The organism is Ralstonia mannitolilytica, from assembly GCF_000954135.1.
GTDB classification, from domain to species: Bacteria; Pseudomonadota; Gammaproteobacteria; order Burkholderiales; family Burkholderiaceae; genus Ralstonia; species Ralstonia mannitolilytica.
In genome coordinates this window covers 1-16,232 of sequence record NZ_CP010801.1, presented here as the reverse complement: position 1 = coordinate 16,232, position 16,232 = coordinate 1, and the positions used below count along the sequence as shown (strand labels likewise).

Sequence of the window (16,232 nt, the reverse complement as noted above, 5' to 3'; positions counted from 1 at the left end):
ATTTGTAAACCCTACCCCTTAACAATTATTTACGAGTTGCCCTCCCGCAGCGGAGGCTTATAATTACGCGCAACTTCACGCAAAATGCGTAATGATGACGCCAACCGAGTTGTGGAATGCGCTCGGTTACATCGCCGATTGATGAGCAAGGACACAGGAGAGGAACATTGGACGCTACCAACGATCAGGCAACACCCGTGCAGCCACATGATGTCGAGACAACTGGCGGGGAAGCCGTAGCGGGGCCGACGCGCCTCGGGGCCGCGCCGGAACGTCAGAGGGAACCGGTCGAGCGCCCCAAACAGCTTCTGCGCGGCGGCCTCAAGTACGTCAACGACATGCTGAATATTGGCTGGGTCGCCGGCTTTGCTCACCCTCTGAATGAACGAACCTTCATCGTTCAGCAAAACAATAACCTCGAGCACGCACTACGCGTGGTGGTCGATCCAGCGCGTTACGACACAGCGCGACTGGCCCGCCGTCCATTGACCGTGCAAGTGCATATCCGCGGCGAGCGCGACGAGCACGGCCCGCAGGCTGTGGCGCACTGCATCGGCATCGAACACCCGAACGTGATGGACTTGCCAGCGCAGCGCGTTTGGCTTTCTGGCTTTGGCACCTCGCCCGACAAGCTCAAGCTCCTGCGCGGCATGGCGAAGAAGGACTTCAACCCGTTCGACGAGAGCGGCAACATCAAGCCGGAATACGCACCGTACATGCGGCGTGACGCCAAGCCCGGCGCAGACGAAAGCCCGCTCAACGAAACTACCCGCTCCTACGTTGATGCCTACCGCTATTTCGATGACGTGATCGAAGCCTCCGGTGGCGTTGTCGACTCGCGCCTTGGCGCTGGGCAGAACTACATGGCGGTGGCCGGCTTCGTCGATGCATGCGCCTATGTTCCACCTACCGAACACCGACAGGGCTATGGCCTGGTCCTACTTCGCCAGCAAGCCAACTCGGAAGTGAACATCCCGATTCGGATCGTGGGTCGTAAGGCCCAAGCCGTGCTCAACCGGATCAAGGAGGGAACGCCGATCATGGTTGAGGGCATTCTGCGGCGCAAGGTGTACCCGCGCGATGACGATCCGACGATGATCGCGTCATCCCATACATACATCGAGACCGTGACTGGCGTGGCAATCGCGAAGTACGGTCAGGACATGCTGTCCATCCCCTCGTGGGTGGCGCAGATCCGCCAGCGCTTGTTGGAGCGCGCTGAACAAGCGAAAGCCAGGCGTGCGGCGTTGCACCAAGCGCAGCAAGAGGAGCGTGGCAAACAAAAGCCCTCCACGACGGAAAGCGAGTGGGTGGAGCTCGACAGCCTGTAGGCCGCGGTCGCCCGCGCCGTCGAATCACCGTCGGCGCGGAATCGATTCACCGTTCAATTTACTGGGTGCTGGCGAATGTCCCGACTCGGGTTTCGAAACTTCCTGGACTTGCGGCTTGGCGGATTCCAGGACACAACGGCGCTGCTCGCCGCTATCGGCAGCGGGCTTCTAGCGACGCCGTCCCTTAACGATCTGCCTGGCGCCCTGTTTGCCAGCACGGCCATGTCTGCCGCCGGGATCATGTCGTTGAGCGGGCGCTTCGACTCGCTGTTTGACCGCCGGGCGCACCGATCTTCGGTCTTCATCAATTCGGATACGGAACACGCCGTCGAGCGCCTGTCCCGCGACATCCTGACTGGCGCCTGGGATGGCGTATTGCTCGGTTACACAGTGGATGGCAACGAGCCGATCATCGTGTCCTGGGATGACTGGATGCGCCACGTGTTCATCGTTGGCCAGTCGGGCATGGGCAAGACCGTGCTCGGTGAATGGGTCATGTTCCAGCAGATCATGCGCGGCGGCGGCCTCCTCTGGATTGACGGCAAGGTGGATGCGTCCAACGTCCGCAAGCTCGACGCGATGTGCGCATATGCTGGTCGGCGCGATGATCTGCGCATCATCAATCCCGGCGACCCAAGTTTCTCCAACACCTACAACTCGATCCTCAAAGGCGATCCAGACGAGGTTGCTTCGCGTGTGCTTTCGCTCATCCCCTCGACCGAGAGCAATGCAGGTGCAGACTATTACAAGCAAAAATCCAACCAGGGTATGACCACGCTGGTCGGCGCAATTCAGTCTGCGAAGATGGCCTATTCGTTCAGCGACATCGCCATCCTTCTGCAAAACGAGCGTGCGCTCCAATACCTGTCCACGCTGTTGCCAATTTCGACTGATGCAGGCCGTGAGCTCGCGCTATTCATCGACAGCTTGAAGACTGTCGATCGGCAGGGGCAGCGGGTGATCGACATCAAGAAGATCAACGACCTCTTTGGCGGCCTGGGCGGACGGATGCACATGTTCGGGTCAGGCAACTTCGGCCAAATCACCAACACATACGACCCTGAGGTTGACCTGTACGAAGCCGTACGGAGAAATCAGATCGTCTATCTGCCGCTACCCACGATGGGCAAGAACGAGGCGGCGACAAACTTCGGCAAACTGGCCATCGGCGACTTTCGCTCGGCCATCGCCAAGGTGCAGAGCTTGCCTCCAGAGCAACGGCCGGATCCGCCTTACCTGGGGTTCTTCGATGAAGCAGGCTCATACGTGACGCCAGCATGGAGCCGCATGTTTGAGCAATCCCGATCCGCGCGGCTTGTCATGATGCCGGCAATCCAGACCATCGCCAACTTGGACGCGGTGAGTTCGGAATTGCGCGAAATGGTGCTCGGAAACACCGTGGTCAAGGTGTCCTTCCGCATCGGCACCGAAGACACTGCAGAACATGTGACCAACTTTTTCGGGACCGAGCAGGTGGCGTCTGTCTCGGTATCGATGGGACGCGGTGGCGGCATCAGCGCGAGCGCAGGTACGGGGCAAAAGCAAAACGTCTCGTTAGCCACCAACGCCGGTTACTCGGAGAAGTACCAGGAAGTGCAGCGTATTCCGATCAACGACCTTAAGCGGCTGGAAAAAGGCGAGTGCATCGTCTCTATCGGAGGAAAGAGCGTCTACCACGTGAAGGTGCCCATGGTGCAGTTTTCCAAGTCATTTATGGACTCCATCGGTGAGCCGCAGATCAACCACTCCCGCCGCAAGTTCGTTCGCGGCCTGAACCTTTATGCAGAGGCACCACGTTGGCTGAGTTGAGCAAAGCCGATGGCAAATCGGAATACTACGAATTGCTTGCCCTCCTGGCCAGCGACGGTGACGACCAAGGCGCGCAGCCATCATCGGCCGAGGATACCGAGGGCGACGATGGATTCGAGAATGCCTTCTTTTCCGGCATCGATCTCGAGGAGGAAGCGGCAGATCACCGGCCGCTTGAGGCACCAGTTAATGCAAGCGACTTTGGTGACCCGCGCCTTCAGTTTGTGTTCGAGCGCACCAAGGAGAACATTCGGACCGCCTGCAAAGTTAACACCAAGCCTGGCCCTCGGAAGAACGCTCTACGCTGGATCTTCGTGCCCGGCTCGCCGGACAAATACAGTCTGGAATTCGAGTTGTGCTGTACGGCAATGGGTGCCCGCCCGCTTGTGCTGCGCGCACGCACGCAATATCAGCTGTGGAAGGCCGGCATCGTATTGCCCGAACCACTGGACCTTCTGTCCGTTTCCCTGCCACACGCGTTCACATCCGAGATCATGACCATCATCGGGTTGGAGGCATGCGTAGGCCTAGCAGACATGATCTGGAGTTGGCCTGGTATCTCTGGAGTGTTCCTGCGCAAGCGCAGCCAGGACATTCTCGGCCTAGACGAGCAGGGCTATCGCATGGCCTTGCGCGAGCTCATGGCCAATGGCTTTGTCGCTTCCGGCCACGCCTGCTTGTACTTCATCGCGCGCAATCCCGACCTGATGACCGCCGCCCAGCTGCGGCGCTTCAGCTTTTCACGTTCTATCCACGGCGATACCTGAGAACGCCATGCGTAACGAACTGCTCAAAAGCGTCCTCATCGTTTTCCTATTCTGGTTCATCGTGCTCACGGTAGCGGCGCTTCCGGACTTGCAGATGCTGCGCGCTACCGCAATCAGGTTGGGTGTGATCTGGTCCGGCGGCGTGCTGCTCGGAACTGGATTCTGGCTGCTGCGCCGCGCTGTTAGGGGCGCACCAGGCTCTGAGAGTGCGGAGCAATCGATCGTTACAGCCACCATCATGAGCGATCCGCAGACCAAAAGTACACAGTCAGTGCCACTACCGGCTGCGCTGCTTCCTGCGATGGCCCACAACATCGGCGCGGCATTGTCCGATACCCGCACCGGGCAAATCGCACAGAATCTGATGCAGCGCTATCCCTGGTGGAATGCTTATGCCGCGAAGAATCCGCTCCATGCTGCCGCCCTGCTAGATGTGTGGCGCATCTTGCTTAGCAAGCAAGATCTTCCTGCTGCGCCGGTGCCACAAGATCACGGTGGCGCAACGCTGGTGGAGCACACGCTGAACGTGCTGGATGGCATGCTTGAGCTTGCCCCGGCTTGGCGCTACGAAGGCGTGCGCGACACCAAGGGCAAGGTTGTCGTACCTGTTGCCGACGTCAACCGAGGATTCCACGTGTTCGACAAGGGCGATCCCGTGCTCAACCCCATGCTTGTCCTGGCGGCTGTCGCGCACGATATAGGAAAAGTCGAGTGCTATCGGCAAGTCGACCCCAAGCGGCCTGAACGTGTGGAGGAGGTAGCGCCAAATCATGGCGAGATGGGCGCGAAGATGCTGCGCGGCGTGCCGTCGCTCATGAATCTGTCGATCGGTGACCGTCAGGCTCTGATACTGGCGGTCTCCTACTACCACCACATGTCGGACATGCCGATCGCTGGGTGGATGGGCGACCTCCCGCGCAGTCTCATGATGTTGCTGTATGAAGCTGACTGCCTTGCTTCGTGGCGCGAGGGGGGACGCGACGAGGAGAAGATGAGAGCGGGATCAGTGACCCAGCGCGCCGCGAAGGGCGATGCGGCGCAGCGGTCGCAGGCTTCCGTGCAAGACATGATGCCGCAGGAGGATGATGACGCGCCGGCCTTCGAGCACGATGATCTGCAAGAGGATCCAAACGCAACCGCCACAGAAGAAGCACGGCACCTTATCGATCGGGCACGTGCGGCAGCGCCAGCCCGGGAACACAAGCGCAAGGATGCCACCGAAGTCAACGCCGACGTTGCCCGACCCTACTGGAAACATCCAACTGGGCGTACGCCGCTGGACTTCTTGACTGAGGCACTTACGCGGGATAGCGCGATCAACGGGCGTAGTACGCAAAAGAGGCTGGCAATCTGGTCTGCTCCTTGGTTGTACGTTCTGGACCAAAAGATGCGCACCGTCATGGAGCCGGACATCGGCGACACGTCCGCGCCACGCGGCCAGATGTCCAGCTTCACCAAGGAGCTTCTCGCTCAGCTGGAAGCTAAGGGTTGGCTGTACAACAACCACGAGGGCGTTCGCCTATCCCACAAACGCGCCCTGTGGCTGTGCGACATGGGGGGCGATAACCAGGTGGCCATGCTGGTTGTTTCCGACGAGTGCATACCCAAGATCATTTTGACCAATGCAGGCGGCATCAAGGAAGCGCCGCAAATCGTACGCCCTCTCTGGGGGGCGACGAGCGCCATCAACAAAAGAGGCGGCTCGGTTGATGACGGCGACATATCGGAGACACCCGAGCCACCCGCGACCGCGGGTGAGGCGCGGATGCACTTGAAGGAAGTTGAATCCGAGCGTGAGGCCCCTGAGGATAGCGTGCCGGCGCCGCAAGAGTCTGACGTTTTCTCGGTGCTACCGCCAGGCTTTGGCGCGGCAATCGTCGAGTCAGACGAGCCGGACGACCCCGAGCTTGCCTTACCACCCAGGCCGATCCTAGACCTCTACCGGCTCAGGCAGGACGTGATGGAGGGCAAATTCATGCCCGAGAAGCACGATGATGGAACGGTGCTCGTAGCAGCCGACCTTGTTTGGACCGAATATGAGCAACCGCGCACAATTCCAGAGGGCATGAAGCTGGTGCTCAATTCGAGGACTGGTACAAAATTTCTGCGATTCAAGCTTGCTTAGTGCCTCTACATTCAGAGTTAGAGGTTGCTTAATTCATATGATTCATATGGCGTAGCGGGGAATTTTTCTTCGATCGCAAAGCTTAGTTATTCAAGCTGATCCTGAGACGGGGTACTAAGTTCAATTGCGTACCCCGCTTAGGGGGGATTGTGGATAGTTCGCATTCAGCAAGAGCATACGGGTTCAATATGAATACCCGCAAGATCAAGAGCCGGCGCGCCTTTGACGAGACGGGTGAAATTTTAAGCACATGGGGGTGCGGGTGTTGTTCGATAAAATTGATCCGATGTCACTTGCGCAATTTAACGGGCAAGCGGTTGAAGAGCCCAGAATTGTTTCTATTGGGCGCGACGAGATTGTTTTTCACGGCGGCGTACAAAAAGCCTTGCTTTCCGGCCCGGCTCTTCACGTCGCATTAGCCCATATCTGGACTACTACGCCCATGGCGCACGATGCGATCGTCGAAATCGTGCAGCTGCTCGACCACCTCTTCTAGCGAACAATGGCAGCAACCCGCTGGGATGCATCCCGCCTTCAAGGAATACGGGATGGCACAGATACCGAATACTTGGCCATCCTCAATCGAAGCGTACGTGGATGCGCGGTCGTTGGCGCGCGCGCCCTGGGCAAGAGCGTCGGACATTCCATCTTCGAGGAAGTGTGCCAGGAGCTCTGGATCTTTCTGCTCTCCAAGCTGGATACGCTACGACCGGATGCTCCACTCGAGCCCTACCTGATCGCGGCAGCCAAGCTCATTGCCATGTCCACGGCAAGGAAGCTTTTCCCCCTCGCGGAGAAGAGCATAGACGAGGACTCCGACGGCGAATCTGGTGAAAGCTGGGTGCGTTCGAAGATGGAATTCGAGGCCGGCAACAACCCTGGGGAAGCCGACGGCGGCGTCGGTCTGGCCACGGAAACGGAAGGACATGCTGAGTGGGGCCTTGATGCAGCGCTTGGCTTTCCAGGCGAAGCTGCGACGCAAGGCGGCGACGACACTGCTGAAAACCTAAATGGCGCAACAGATCATCTTCGCGCGACGCCCACGTCTGTTGCGGATGTTGAGGCTCGCATCGACAGAGAAAAAGCGCTACAATTGCTAACCAATAAGAGCCCACAGCTACGTCAGCTGCAGCTCTACAACCGGTTGGCCTAAGCGATGTCGATCTCCAAGCAAATTCACGATCAGGTTGAAGACGATTCCGCACCTTTTCGGATGATTCCCGATGACACCGAAGAGGTGTCGAAAAAGGTTCTGCAAGAAGCCCCGCGCCAGGATCAATCGGCCAAACGCAGGCACGGTCACGTCCCCAAGAGCGAGGCGGGGAAGATTCTGCGCGACATCCGCAAGACGCTTGGCGTCAGCATGATGGAAATGGCCTCCAACCTGAACTTGCAATACGTAACCTACTGCTCGTACGAGTACGGCAAGGTATTGCATGTCAATGAGGAAATCCTGAATCGCGCGCAAGAGCTACTGGTAGCGGACCGTGATCGCCTGAAGGCGCTCGAACCGTTCGCTGGTCGCACGATGCAGCAGATCGTGAAGAACTGGTGCCTGCGAATGGACATCCCGTTTGGCAACATCACCGAGTTTGCTAACCAAATTGGTGTGAACAAGTCGACCGTCAGCCGCTGGCTGTCTGGCGAAATCAAGCCGCAGCCGCAGCAGATCCTGCGCTACGAAGCGATCGTCACGAACGTGGAGCGGCTCTTGAATAACGCTCGCGCACGCGTACTGGAAAAGCAAGCGGCTAATTGACGGCGCATCCGCGCCAGATCTGCTGGTATCAAAAAAAAGACCCCGGAAGCCGCTTACGCGACTGTCCGGGGTTTTCCTTTACTGCGGGCGCATTGCGCGCTGAATGGCTCTGAACGTCGCATTGACGAACGCGTCTGGGTGCCAGTTCACCACGTTCTCTACGACCATCCCTGGAACCTTCTGGTCGCTACCGATCACGACGTTGGCCAGTTCGATGTTGGCCATCTTGGCGGTCTCGATGACGTCTTGCGCAGCCCCGAAATCACCGTCGGTGATGGTCAGCACGATCTTGCGATTACGCCGAGAGCTTGCCACGCTGGCTAGGGCTGTCATGGCAGAGCTTGCCCACATCGTCCCGCCAGTGGGCCGGTAACACGCGGCGATCTGACTGCGGTGCGCCTTCCAGGTTTCGTCATGCTTGAGCAAGACTGTCCGTCCGTCGTTGAAGAATGACATCGAGACATCCACCAGGCCGTTGAACTCCGCGCAGGCATCGCCTACAGCCATGAGGCAGTCCGTGACGACAGTGGTAATACCGCTCATGGAACCAGACGCATCGACCATGATCTCGATCGCCGTGTCCAGGCCCGGTGCGGTATCACCCTCCTCGTAGAACACGTCGCGCTTTCCCAAGCGCGCGGGCAGCATCGAAACGGATAGCAGCCGGCCAGTTTCGCCAGCAGCATCGTCCTCGTCTTCGGCTTGCGCCTGCAACAGGTCACGCATGCGCGTGCGCAGCTTATGAGCCATGCTGCTGATCGGTCGTGAGCTCTTTGGCTGACTGTTCCGCGTCTTGCGCAAATCACCAGCTGGCTTGACGTAGGTGGAGTCGTCGTTTGTGGCGACCCATTCCTTGATCACGTCTTCCGGCGAGACGTTGAACGTGGCATTGGGATTGAACTTGAACTCGTTGCCACCACGTCCCTGGCCATTGCCTGTGGCTCCCTGTGCATTGGTTTTCCCAATGTCAGGTTGCCCACCGCCGCTCGATGCGAGGTCACCACCAGCACCCTGACCGGCATCCTGATGACTCCCGTTCGCCCCTTGCGCGCCCTGTCCGTCTTTCCCAGGCGCCACAGACTGGCCCGACTGGTCCGCCTGGGTACTGCCAGAATGGCCTGGCTGCGATGGTTGGCTTTGCCCGTTTCCGGCGCCGCCCTGCTGCCCCGCCGTACTTTGCTGACTTTGAGCCTGGGGTTGCTGGCTCTGGGGTTGCTGCTGGGGCTGTTGAAGCAACCTGCAGATCTCCTCCGCAGCCTCCACAGCCTCTCTCGTCGATGAGCCTGTCGCACCGCGACGTGCAACCACCATGACCTCGTCGGTCAGTGCATCGCCGAGCGCGCCTCGCATGCCCTTCTCGCACGTGGCATTCTTGGCCAGATCGAGGGGCTGCCTGAGGATTTCCGTGCGCAGGGTACGCAGGATGCCCAGACCGATGCAACTATGTACGTCAGCGGTCGGATCCCAGAATCCACGAGCATCCACTTCGCCCGCCATCTCCGCAAGGATCTTGCGGGCACCCGGGAGCTCCCTCGGCGCTAGCGCTTCGATACGCACGTCCTCTAGCACGTTGGCCAAGGACTGTGCAAACGCAGTGCTACCCCACACCGAAAAATCGGTGTGTCGGCCATGTCCAAGGGCTTCGTGGGCCATCGCGCCTCGGAGCATGGCGCTCATCGGCACAACTTCAGCAGGATCCACAGCCGCCAGCGACGGCGGAATAATCACTGTCATCGTGCCACTGGGTTCCTTCCTGATTGCGAAGGTCGGGGCGTTGCTGTCCCAGACGACCTGCATCCCAGCCTGACGTGCAAGCATGTTTGCGAGAATCGAAAGATTGACCATCTTGAGCTCCTGTTTGGTTCTGGCGAAATGCCAGCGTTCACGATTGGTTGTCCGCTCGAGGAAAAGAAAAAACCCGCCGGCGACATACATCGCGCGGCGGGTTCGTGTTGTGGACTGATCTGTCCCTCACCAGGACCAGGCTTCCACAGGTTCCTCAACTTGAACCGTGGCGACTGCGGTGGACTCTGGTTGGTTCGCCTGAATCGGCGCTTCTTCAGGCAAGGCAGCTTGCCAGTTCAGGTCCAGCGTAGCGACTTGAGCCTGAGCTTGACGTACCCCGAGCAGCAGGGCCGGGTCAATCTGGTCGGGTAGGTTGCTGGAGATGCTGACCAGGAAGTCAGGCCGCTCCAGGGCACCCATCAGCGCAGCGAGGATCGCGTAGTCCGTGCCTTCGATCTTGCCACTATCAGGCAACCGTTGAAGAGTCGCCTCGATGAGCCTGGCCGCTTGCCCCAGATTTCCGCCCAGGAATTCCAGCGTGCGCAGTTTCTCCCGGATTCGGTGAACGATCCCCAGCGTCTTTTTGCCGGCCACGCCCCGGGACGGATCCCACGAAGTGCGGACGTCCTGGGCGATTTCTTCCAGGGCGCGCCGCGGCAGTACGCCGAGCTCGACCAACACGCCGTCTTCTGCCGGATTCGCGTTGGCTACCACGCTGTTGTCGATCTTGTAGATTGCCACCGACACGCCCATACGAGCGCGCGCGTCGTCGATTGTCGGGAACCGGCCTTGGTAGGGCCCGATCTCCGGGTGATCGTCGAGCCATTGCTCCTTGCTTTCCTCGAACTTGTCGAGGAACGCAGAGATGGCTTGGCGAGCATCTTCAACCGTCGGTGCCAGCAGCGCCTGAAGTGTGCCTGCGGCATCCTCCGGCACCGCCCAGCCCGACAAGAAACGCACGCCCATGCTGCGGCAGATGCGCGCCATACGGGAGCGGATGGTGCCCAGGCCGGTCAGCGTCTCGGGATCGATGTAACGAACGGAGCCACCCGTGAACGCCGGACCATTCTCAGCGCCCGTGTCCTTGGAGACCGTACCGCTGATCGCGCGCAGATCCGGGGCGAAAACCACAACGTTCTTGAGAATGCTTTCTTGCGTCATGACACTACTCCTTGTAGTTCCGGCAATGCGCCGGGGTTCAGGGAGTAATTGTCAGATATGGACGAAGAAAAACCGGGGCCTCACGGAGGCGCCCGGTTGTGTTTTGGCATGCTAGCGTCCTTGCGCGACGTGTGCCACGAGGGCTTCGATCGCGCGCGCCTTACTGGAGAAGCGGCCGAGCGCGCTACCGGCGGCCGTCTCAGCGCTCCAGTTCGCCCCGCCACCGAGGACGGTCCCAGCGCGGCGCTCTCCGCACATGACTAGAAAGCGGCCTGAGCCTTCGCGAGTGATTCGAATTTGAAAGTGCATGACAAGATCTCCGGTTGCCCACAGGGATTGGAATGATTGCGGCCTTCGGCCGCTCCATGAATCGAGAGTGGTTGTTGCTATCCGGCAATAGAAAAAGCCCACCCTGCGAACAGCAGAGTGGGCCTTTTGAAGCAGTGCAGGCTTACGCCCCTTCCTTGACCCAGCGATCCCAGATTTCGAGGACCGCGCTGGCTTCATCTTCCGGCGCACCGTTCAGGCTGGTATCCAGAAGCGCTTCACGTGCCGAATCGACGATCCCGCTGATCTTGCTGTAGCCGACCGTCTCCATGGCCCAGACGCAAAGCGAACGGGTGGACATGATCACGCGCAGCGTGCCGCCGCGACCTACGAAGTTCTTGCGAACCTCGCCGGCCAGTTTGACCATGCCTTCCACAATCGCAACCGGAAGACTGGGCGCAAGCTTCTGCAGCAGGGCCTGCTCATCTGTGGCATCCATGTGTCCGACCTTGAACACCTGAAAGCGGTCCAGAAACGCGACCGAACTGATGCGCTCGCCCTGGTACACGCCCGAATCGTCGCCATAGCCGCCGGAGTTACCGGTGGCAATGAAGCGGAAATTCGGATCGGCCATCACCACCTCTCCCGTGTCCGGAATGGTGATCGAAGCGCGACTGTCCAGAACTTCGGCCAGGTTCATCTGCTCACCAGAGTCCAGGCGAGTGATTTCGTTGGCCAGAAAGATACCGCCATGGCGCATGGCCATGACAAGCGGGCCATCGCGCCACTGTGTGTTGCCACCCACGATCTCGTAACCCCCGACCATGTGAGAGAACCGCGTCTTGCCCGAACAGGCCAGACTGAACACGGGGATGTTCAGGCGCGAGGCAATTTCATTGACGATCGAAGTCTTGCCGACCCCCGGTTCGCCGATGAGCATCGCGTTGCGCCGAGCCGGGTTGCCCAGCAGAAAGCGCAGCAGCTTCTTGAGAAGAAGCAGCTGGAACACATACCCAGCGGATACTGCCGGATAGGCCTGCGCCGGGATGCCGTCAATGCGCTCACGCACCTGGATGGGGGCGCTCGCGCCGGGAATGCCGAAGAGATTTTCGATGGTGTTGCTCATAGATCTGGCTCCTGAGTGTCCGGCGGAATGCCGGCGTTCAGGTATGGTTGTCAGCTGCCACCAAAGAAAAACCCATCTCCTCGTGAGGAGATGGGTGTAGTGCTGCAGATCAAATCAGGACGGCCGGGACTTCAACCGTCGGCCCCAGCTTGGTGCCTACCCAACAACGCATCGCCGCGATGAGAGCGGTATGACCGTCAAATCGCTGCTGGCGCTTATGGACCTGATAGGAGTGGCCACCGTAGCGCTTGCCACCGCTAACTGTGTGCTCAGCCCAGTCGACCGTTTGACCATTGCCCATATCGGCACTGCGCATGGCGAACCAGAGGTGCGACCCGGCATGCCTGCGAATGCCGATGGCTTCGCGCGCAATGATTGGCCCGGCGTCTGCCCAGCTAACCGACGGGTCGAATGGGCGCTTTGAGCCGATCCAGATACGCCGACCCTCTGTGATGGTGGGCTCCAGACCTTCGCACATTGCCACTGCCCAATCAAGCGCAGCGCCAACGAGGTCTCTCGTATTCACCGATTTCATGACACGTCCAGCGTCTCGGCTGCCTCGAAAGCATCACACTTGCGCACATAGCCCGAACTGTCGACCAGCCCCGGCCATCCCTTGCCGCACGACGAGCTCTCGCCTGGACTGTAGGTGCAGTGCTTGCAATCCGAGCACAGGTCATCATCGCTGATGGACTTGTCGGTAAAGGGAGTCGGAATCGGGCTCAGGCTCTCGTCCGCGTCATCCTCCTGGGAGATGCCCGCATCCTCTTTGCTCACCCATACCCATGCGAGCACGTACGCACCGTCGTCCGATGGCGACAGCACCGGCCGGTCGTCGAGATCGATGTCGCCGTCAGACCCGGACTGGTAGTTTTCACGAGCGGCCTGCGCGAATGGATCGTCCGGCTCGCTTGCAAACGCGGCCAGACAGTCGCCAAAACGCAGGCCATCCCCGACGAGCGCAGCCAGCAGCGTGCTCGCACTGTCCGAACTGAGCCCCGGTTGCTGGATCTCGATGCCCGGGAACACGTCCACGAGGCCTTGCCGGTCGTTGGCGTCCAGGGCGCCAAGTGCGGACAGCTGGTTGGCAATCGCGCCGACCAGGCATTGCAGCCCGTTGCCTTCGGGCGATGCGATCTCTCGCGGCGGGTAGCCGGCCTCGAGGTCGCGCAAGGCAGTCATAGCGTAGTGCAGCAGTTGAATTGCTTTGATCATGATGGTCTCCATAGGTCCGACGAAATGCCGGTTTCCTGCATGGTTGCCGGATGGAGGCCAATAAAAAACCGGGCACACGGGCTCAACGACCTACATGCCCGTGCCCCAAATGAAAAACCCGCCAGCCTCCCGAAGGAGACGTGGCGGGCGTATAGCAGGTTGCGTGGTTAGATGGGCTTGCGGAGTTGCGTCATGCGCTGATGTGCAGGATGACCTGCTGAACTTCCTCGCCGGGCCTGCCGACAGGCAACTGACCCAGGAACGCACCAACATCTCCTACCTTATAGACCTGGTAGTGGCCGTTGGTCAGTCGGCCAATCGGCACATCGTCCGGCACGCCTTCGATGTAGGCCCGCAGTTCGCCGACCGTTTCAACAATCTTGCTCTCTTTACGCATGATGAGTCCTTTCTGTGTTAACGCGCGAGCAGAATTGACCCACCTGGCGGGGTGATTTGCATCGAAATTTGACCCACGTGATTGAATGTTCTGCTCATTTTTTGAGCAGGGGATACGGAGGTGATCACGGTGGGCATGTTGGCCAAGATCAGGCGGATGTATTTCCGCGAGAAGGTGCCGTTGCGGGAAATTGCACGGCGAACGGGGTTGTCCCGGAACACGGTGCGGTCGTGGCTGCGAGAGCCAGAAGCGACGGAGCCGAAGTACCCGAAGCGGGTCAGTCCGAGCGTGGTGGACGAATGGGCGGGGCAGCTTGAGGAATGGCTGCGCACCGACAGCCATCGTCCGAAGCGTGAGCGCCGCACGGCGCGCTTCATGTTTGAAGCGATCCGGGCACAGGGCTACAGCGGAAGCTACACGCGGGTGAGCGAGTTCGCTCGGCGCTGGCGAGAGCAACAAGCCCAGGCTCCCCGACGCAAAGCGTTCGTGCCGCTGGCCTTCGAGCCAGGTGAAGCGTTCCAGTTCGACTGGAGCTGCGAGTATGTCTTCGTCGGCGGGCTGCGCCGACGTCTTGAAGTCGCCCATGTGAAGCTGAACGCCAGCCGCGCGTTCTGGCTGGTCGCCTATCCCACGCAAAGCCACGAGATGTTGTTCGACGCGCACGCCAAGGCGTTTGCCGCGTTTGGCGGTGTGCCACGCCGAGGCATCTACGACAACATGAAGACGGCGGTGGACAAGGTTGGCCGTGGCAAGGAGCGCACGGTCAACGCCCGCTTCGAGGCGATGTGCGGCCACTACCTGTTCGAGCCGGAGTTCTGCAACCGGGCCTCGGGCTGGGAGAAAGGCATCGTCGAGAAGAACGTGCAGGACCGGCGCAGGCAGATCTGGCACGAAGCGGCCCAACGGCGCTGGGCTTCCCTGGCGGCGTTGAACGACTGGGTGGCCGACCAGTGTCGGCAGGCATGGCGGGCACCACATCCGCAGTGGCCCGAGTTGATGGTCGAGGATGTGCTGCAGGACGAACGCCCCCGGCTGATGCCGAACCCGCGCCCGTTCGACGGCTACGTCGAGCAGTTCCTGCGGGTGTCCTCGACGGGACTGATCCACTTCCAGCGCAACCGCTACAGCGTGCCGACCGAGTTCGTGAACCAGCTCGTGAGCGTGCGGTGCTATCCGGCGCTGCTGAGCGTCGTTGCCGACGGTCGCGAGATAGCTCGTCACGAACGCAGCTTCGAGCGGTACCTGACGTTCTACGACTGGCAGCACTACATCACGCTGGTCGAGCGCAAGCCAGGCGCGCTTCGCAACGGTGCGCCGTTTGCCACGATGCCGCAGCCTCTCCAGGAGCTTCAGGGGCATCTACTCAAGCACGCCGGTGGCGACCGTGTGATGACGCAGGTGCTGTCCGCCGTTCGCGAACACGGCCTGGATGCCGTGCTGGTGGCGGTGCAAGCCGCGCTCGACTCAGGGCGGCCCAGCAGTGATCACGTGCTCAACGTGCTGAGCCGGCTGAAAGCGCCGGCGCAGCACCGGATCGTGGCCGCCACCACGCTCAGCCTGACCGAAGAACCTGTCGCGGATGTGAACCGCTATGAACGTCTGCGCGCACCGGAGAACCAGCATGTCCAATGAGATCGTTGCCCGCCTCAAGGCACTCAAGCTGCACGGCATGGCCAGCGGCTGGACTGAACTGTACGCGCAGTCCCGACATACCGAGTTCGATCCCGAGCGCTTCATGGAGCAATTGCTGATGGCCGAAGGTGCTGAACGCGAGGTTCGCTCGATTGCCTACCAGATGGCCGTCGCCCGGTTCCCGGCGCACCGCGACCTGAAGGGCTTCGACTTCGCGCAGGCCCGTGTCGACGAAGGGCTGATCCGGGATCTGTACCAGATGAAGTTCCTCGACAGCGCACACAACGTCGTGCTCATCGGCGGGCCGGGCACCGGCAAGACGCATCTGGCAACCGCCATCGGCATCGAGGCCATCCAGCGTCACGGCAGGCGCGTGCGCTACTTCTCGACGGTCGAACTGGCCAACACACTGGAGTTGGAAAAAGCTGCCGGCAAGCACGGACAGCTCGCGCACCGGCTTATGCATGTCGATCTGGTGATCCTCGACGAACTGGGCTACCTTCCGTTCAGCCAGACCGCCGGCGCGCTACTGTTCCACCTGCTCTCGAAGCTGTACGAACGCACCAGCGTGGTGATCACGACCAACCTGAGCTTCGGGGAGTGGGCCAGCGTGTTCGGCGATGCCAAGATGACCACGGCGCTGCTCGACCGCCTCACGCATCACTGCCACATCGTTGAAACCGGCAACGAGTCGTGGCGCTTCAAGACCAGCTCGGCGAAGGCTAGGCCAGCCCGTCGAAAGGGCTCAAGGGAGGCAGAAAACGAAGAGTTATCCACACCGCAGTAACGCTTTACGCCGTCTCGGGGTGGGTCAAATTTAGATGAAAACCGTGGGTCAAATTTAGCTGCGCGCCAACA

At 60.3% G+C, this 16,232-nt stretch carries 15 protein-coding genes; 9 read left to right on the top strand and 6 right to left on the bottom strand.

Features of this window, described 5'->3' with window-relative positions; all coding sequences use genetic code 11:
* Positions 1–167 precede the first annotated feature (167 nt).
* From TK49_RS22750 to TK49_RS22720, 7 genes are all read left to right on the top strand, one after another.
* Positions 168–1,331: a hypothetical protein gene (locus TK49_RS22750; protein ID WP_045220602.1), complete on the top strand. Its 1,164-nt coding sequence runs from the start codon at positions 168–170 to the stop codon at positions 1,329–1,331.
* 75 nt (positions 1,332–1,406) lie between these two features.
* Entirely contained in the window at positions 1,407–3,140 is a 1,734-nt protein-coding gene (locus TK49_RS22745) for a type IV secretory system conjugative DNA transfer family protein (protein ID WP_045220600.1), read from the top strand.
* Positions 3,128–3,907, top strand: coding sequence for a hypothetical protein (locus tag TK49_RS22740; RefSeq protein ID WP_045220599.1), 780 nt, complete (start codon positions 3,128–3,130; stop codon positions 3,905–3,907). Before TK49_RS22745 ends, TK49_RS22740 begins: the two co-directional genes overlap by 13 nt.
* Before the next feature lie 7 nt (positions 3,908–3,914).
* Positions 3,915–6,032 (top strand): HD domain-containing protein, encoded by a 2,118-nt coding sequence (locus tag TK49_RS22735; protein WP_045220598.1) that lies wholly within the window; start codon positions 3,915–3,917, stop codon positions 6,030–6,032.
* A gap of 256 nt (positions 6,033–6,288) precedes the next feature.
* Positions 6,289–6,528, top strand: a complete 240-nt coding sequence (locus TK49_RS22730) for a hypothetical protein (RefSeq protein ID WP_157774037.1) — start codon at positions 6,289–6,291, stop codon at positions 6,526–6,528.
* Positions 6,529–6,600: 72 nt separating this feature from the next.
* A complete protein-coding gene (locus TK49_RS22725; protein ID WP_037042388.1) occupies positions 6,601–7,185 on the top strand; it encodes a hypothetical protein in 585 nt (194 codons plus the stop codon).
* Between the two features lie 3 nt (positions 7,186–7,188).
* The gene (locus TK49_RS22720; RefSeq protein ID WP_024542400.1) at positions 7,189–7,791 is read left to right on the top strand and encodes a helix-turn-helix domain-containing protein; all 603 of its coding nucleotides are present in this window, start codon (positions 7,189–7,191) and stop codon (positions 7,789–7,791) included.
* 78 nt (positions 7,792–7,869) lie between these two features.
* Here TK49_RS22720 and TK49_RS22715 read toward each other — a convergent pair whose 3' ends face one another.
* The 6 genes from TK49_RS22715 to TK49_RS24680 form a co-directional block, all read right to left on the bottom strand.
* Positions 7,870–9,726 carry a vWA domain-containing protein gene (locus tag TK49_RS22715; RefSeq protein ID WP_024542401.1) on the bottom strand — a complete coding sequence of 619 codons (1,857 nt, stop codon included), beginning with the start codon at positions 9,724–9,726 and terminating at the stop codon, positions 7,870–7,872.
* 36 nt (positions 9,727–9,762) lie between these two features.
* The gene (locus TK49_RS22710; RefSeq protein WP_024542402.1) at positions 9,763–10,737 is read right to left on the bottom strand and encodes a DUF3150 domain-containing protein; all 975 of its coding nucleotides are present in this window, start codon (positions 10,735–10,737) and stop codon (positions 9,763–9,765) included.
* A 451-nt stretch (positions 10,738–11,188) separates the two neighbouring features.
* Positions 11,189–12,130, bottom strand: a complete 942-nt coding sequence (locus tag TK49_RS22700; RefSeq protein WP_024542404.1) for an ATP-binding protein — start codon at positions 12,128–12,130, stop codon at positions 11,189–11,191.
* Positions 12,131–12,239: 109 nt separating this feature from the next.
* The gene (locus TK49_RS22695; protein WP_024542405.1) at positions 12,240–12,665 is read right to left on the bottom strand and encodes a phage protein NinX family protein; all 426 of its coding nucleotides are present in this window, start codon (positions 12,663–12,665) and stop codon (positions 12,240–12,242) included.
* Complete coding sequence (locus TK49_RS23810) at positions 12,662–13,345, bottom strand: hypothetical protein (RefSeq protein WP_157774036.1); 684 nt, start codon at positions 13,343–13,345, stop codon at positions 12,662–12,664. The genes TK49_RS22695 and TK49_RS23810 overlap by 4 nt, the downstream gene beginning before the upstream one ends.
* Positions 13,346–13,535: 190 nt before the next feature.
* Complete coding sequence (locus TK49_RS24680) at positions 13,536–13,742, bottom strand: hypothetical protein (RefSeq protein ID WP_024542407.1); 207 nt, start codon at positions 13,740–13,742, stop codon at positions 13,536–13,538.
* 129 nt (positions 13,743–13,871) lie between these two features.
* Here TK49_RS24680 and istA point away from each other — a divergent pair, with 129 nt between their 5' ends.
* Together istA and istB are read left to right on the top strand one after the other, a co-directional pair.
* A complete protein-coding gene (gene istA, locus TK49_RS22680; protein WP_024542408.1) occupies positions 13,872–15,374 on the top strand; it encodes an IS21 family transposase in 1,503 nt (500 codons plus the stop codon).
* Positions 15,364–16,161 (top strand): IS21-like element helper ATPase IstB, encoded by a 798-nt coding sequence (gene istB, locus TK49_RS22675; RefSeq protein WP_024542409.1) that lies wholly within the window; start codon positions 15,364–15,366, stop codon positions 16,159–16,161. The genes istA and istB overlap by 11 nt, the downstream gene beginning before the upstream one ends.
* Positions 16,162–16,232: the final 71 nt, after the last annotated feature.

What these genes read in the sequence shown, in the direction of transcription:
- TK49_RS22745 (WP_045220600.1), top strand. Translation starts at nt 1,407, where the DNA reads ATGTCCCGACTCGGGTTTCGAAACTTCCTGGACTTGCGGCTTGGCGGA.
- TK49_RS22735 (WP_045220598.1), top strand. Translation starts at nt 3,915, where the DNA reads ATGCGTAACGAACTGCTCAAAAGCGTCCTCATCGTTTTCCTATTCTGG.
- TK49_RS22720 (WP_024542400.1), top strand. Translation starts at nt 7,189, where the DNA reads ATGTCGATCTCCAAGCAAATTCACGATCAGGTTGAAGACGATTCCGCA.
- TK49_RS22715 (WP_024542401.1), bottom strand. Translation starts at nt 9,726, where the DNA reads ATGTATGTCGCCGGCGGGTTTTTTCTTTTCCTCGAGCGGACAACCAAT.
- TK49_RS22710 (WP_024542402.1), bottom strand. Translation starts at nt 10,737, where the DNA reads ATGACGCAAGAAAGCATTCTCAAGAACGTTGTGGTTTTCGCCCCGGAT.
- TK49_RS22700 (WP_024542404.1), bottom strand. Translation starts at nt 12,130, where the DNA reads ATGAGCAACACCATCGAAAATCTCTTCGGCATTCCCGGCGCGAGCGCC.
- TK49_RS22695 (WP_024542405.1), bottom strand. Translation starts at nt 12,665, where the DNA reads ATGAAATCGGTGAATACGAGAGACCTCGTTGGCGCTGCGCTTGATTGG.
- TK49_RS23810 (WP_157774036.1), bottom strand. Translation starts at nt 13,345, where the DNA reads ATGATCAAAGCAATTCAACTGCTGCACTACGCTATGACTGCCTTGCGC.
- TK49_RS24680 (WP_024542407.1), bottom strand. Translation starts at nt 13,742, where the DNA reads ATGCGTAAAGAGAGCAAGATTGTTGAAACGGTCGGCGAACTGCGGGCC.
- istB (WP_024542409.1), top strand. Translation starts at nt 15,364, where the DNA reads ATGTCCAATGAGATCGTTGCCCGCCTCAAGGCACTCAAGCTGCACGGC.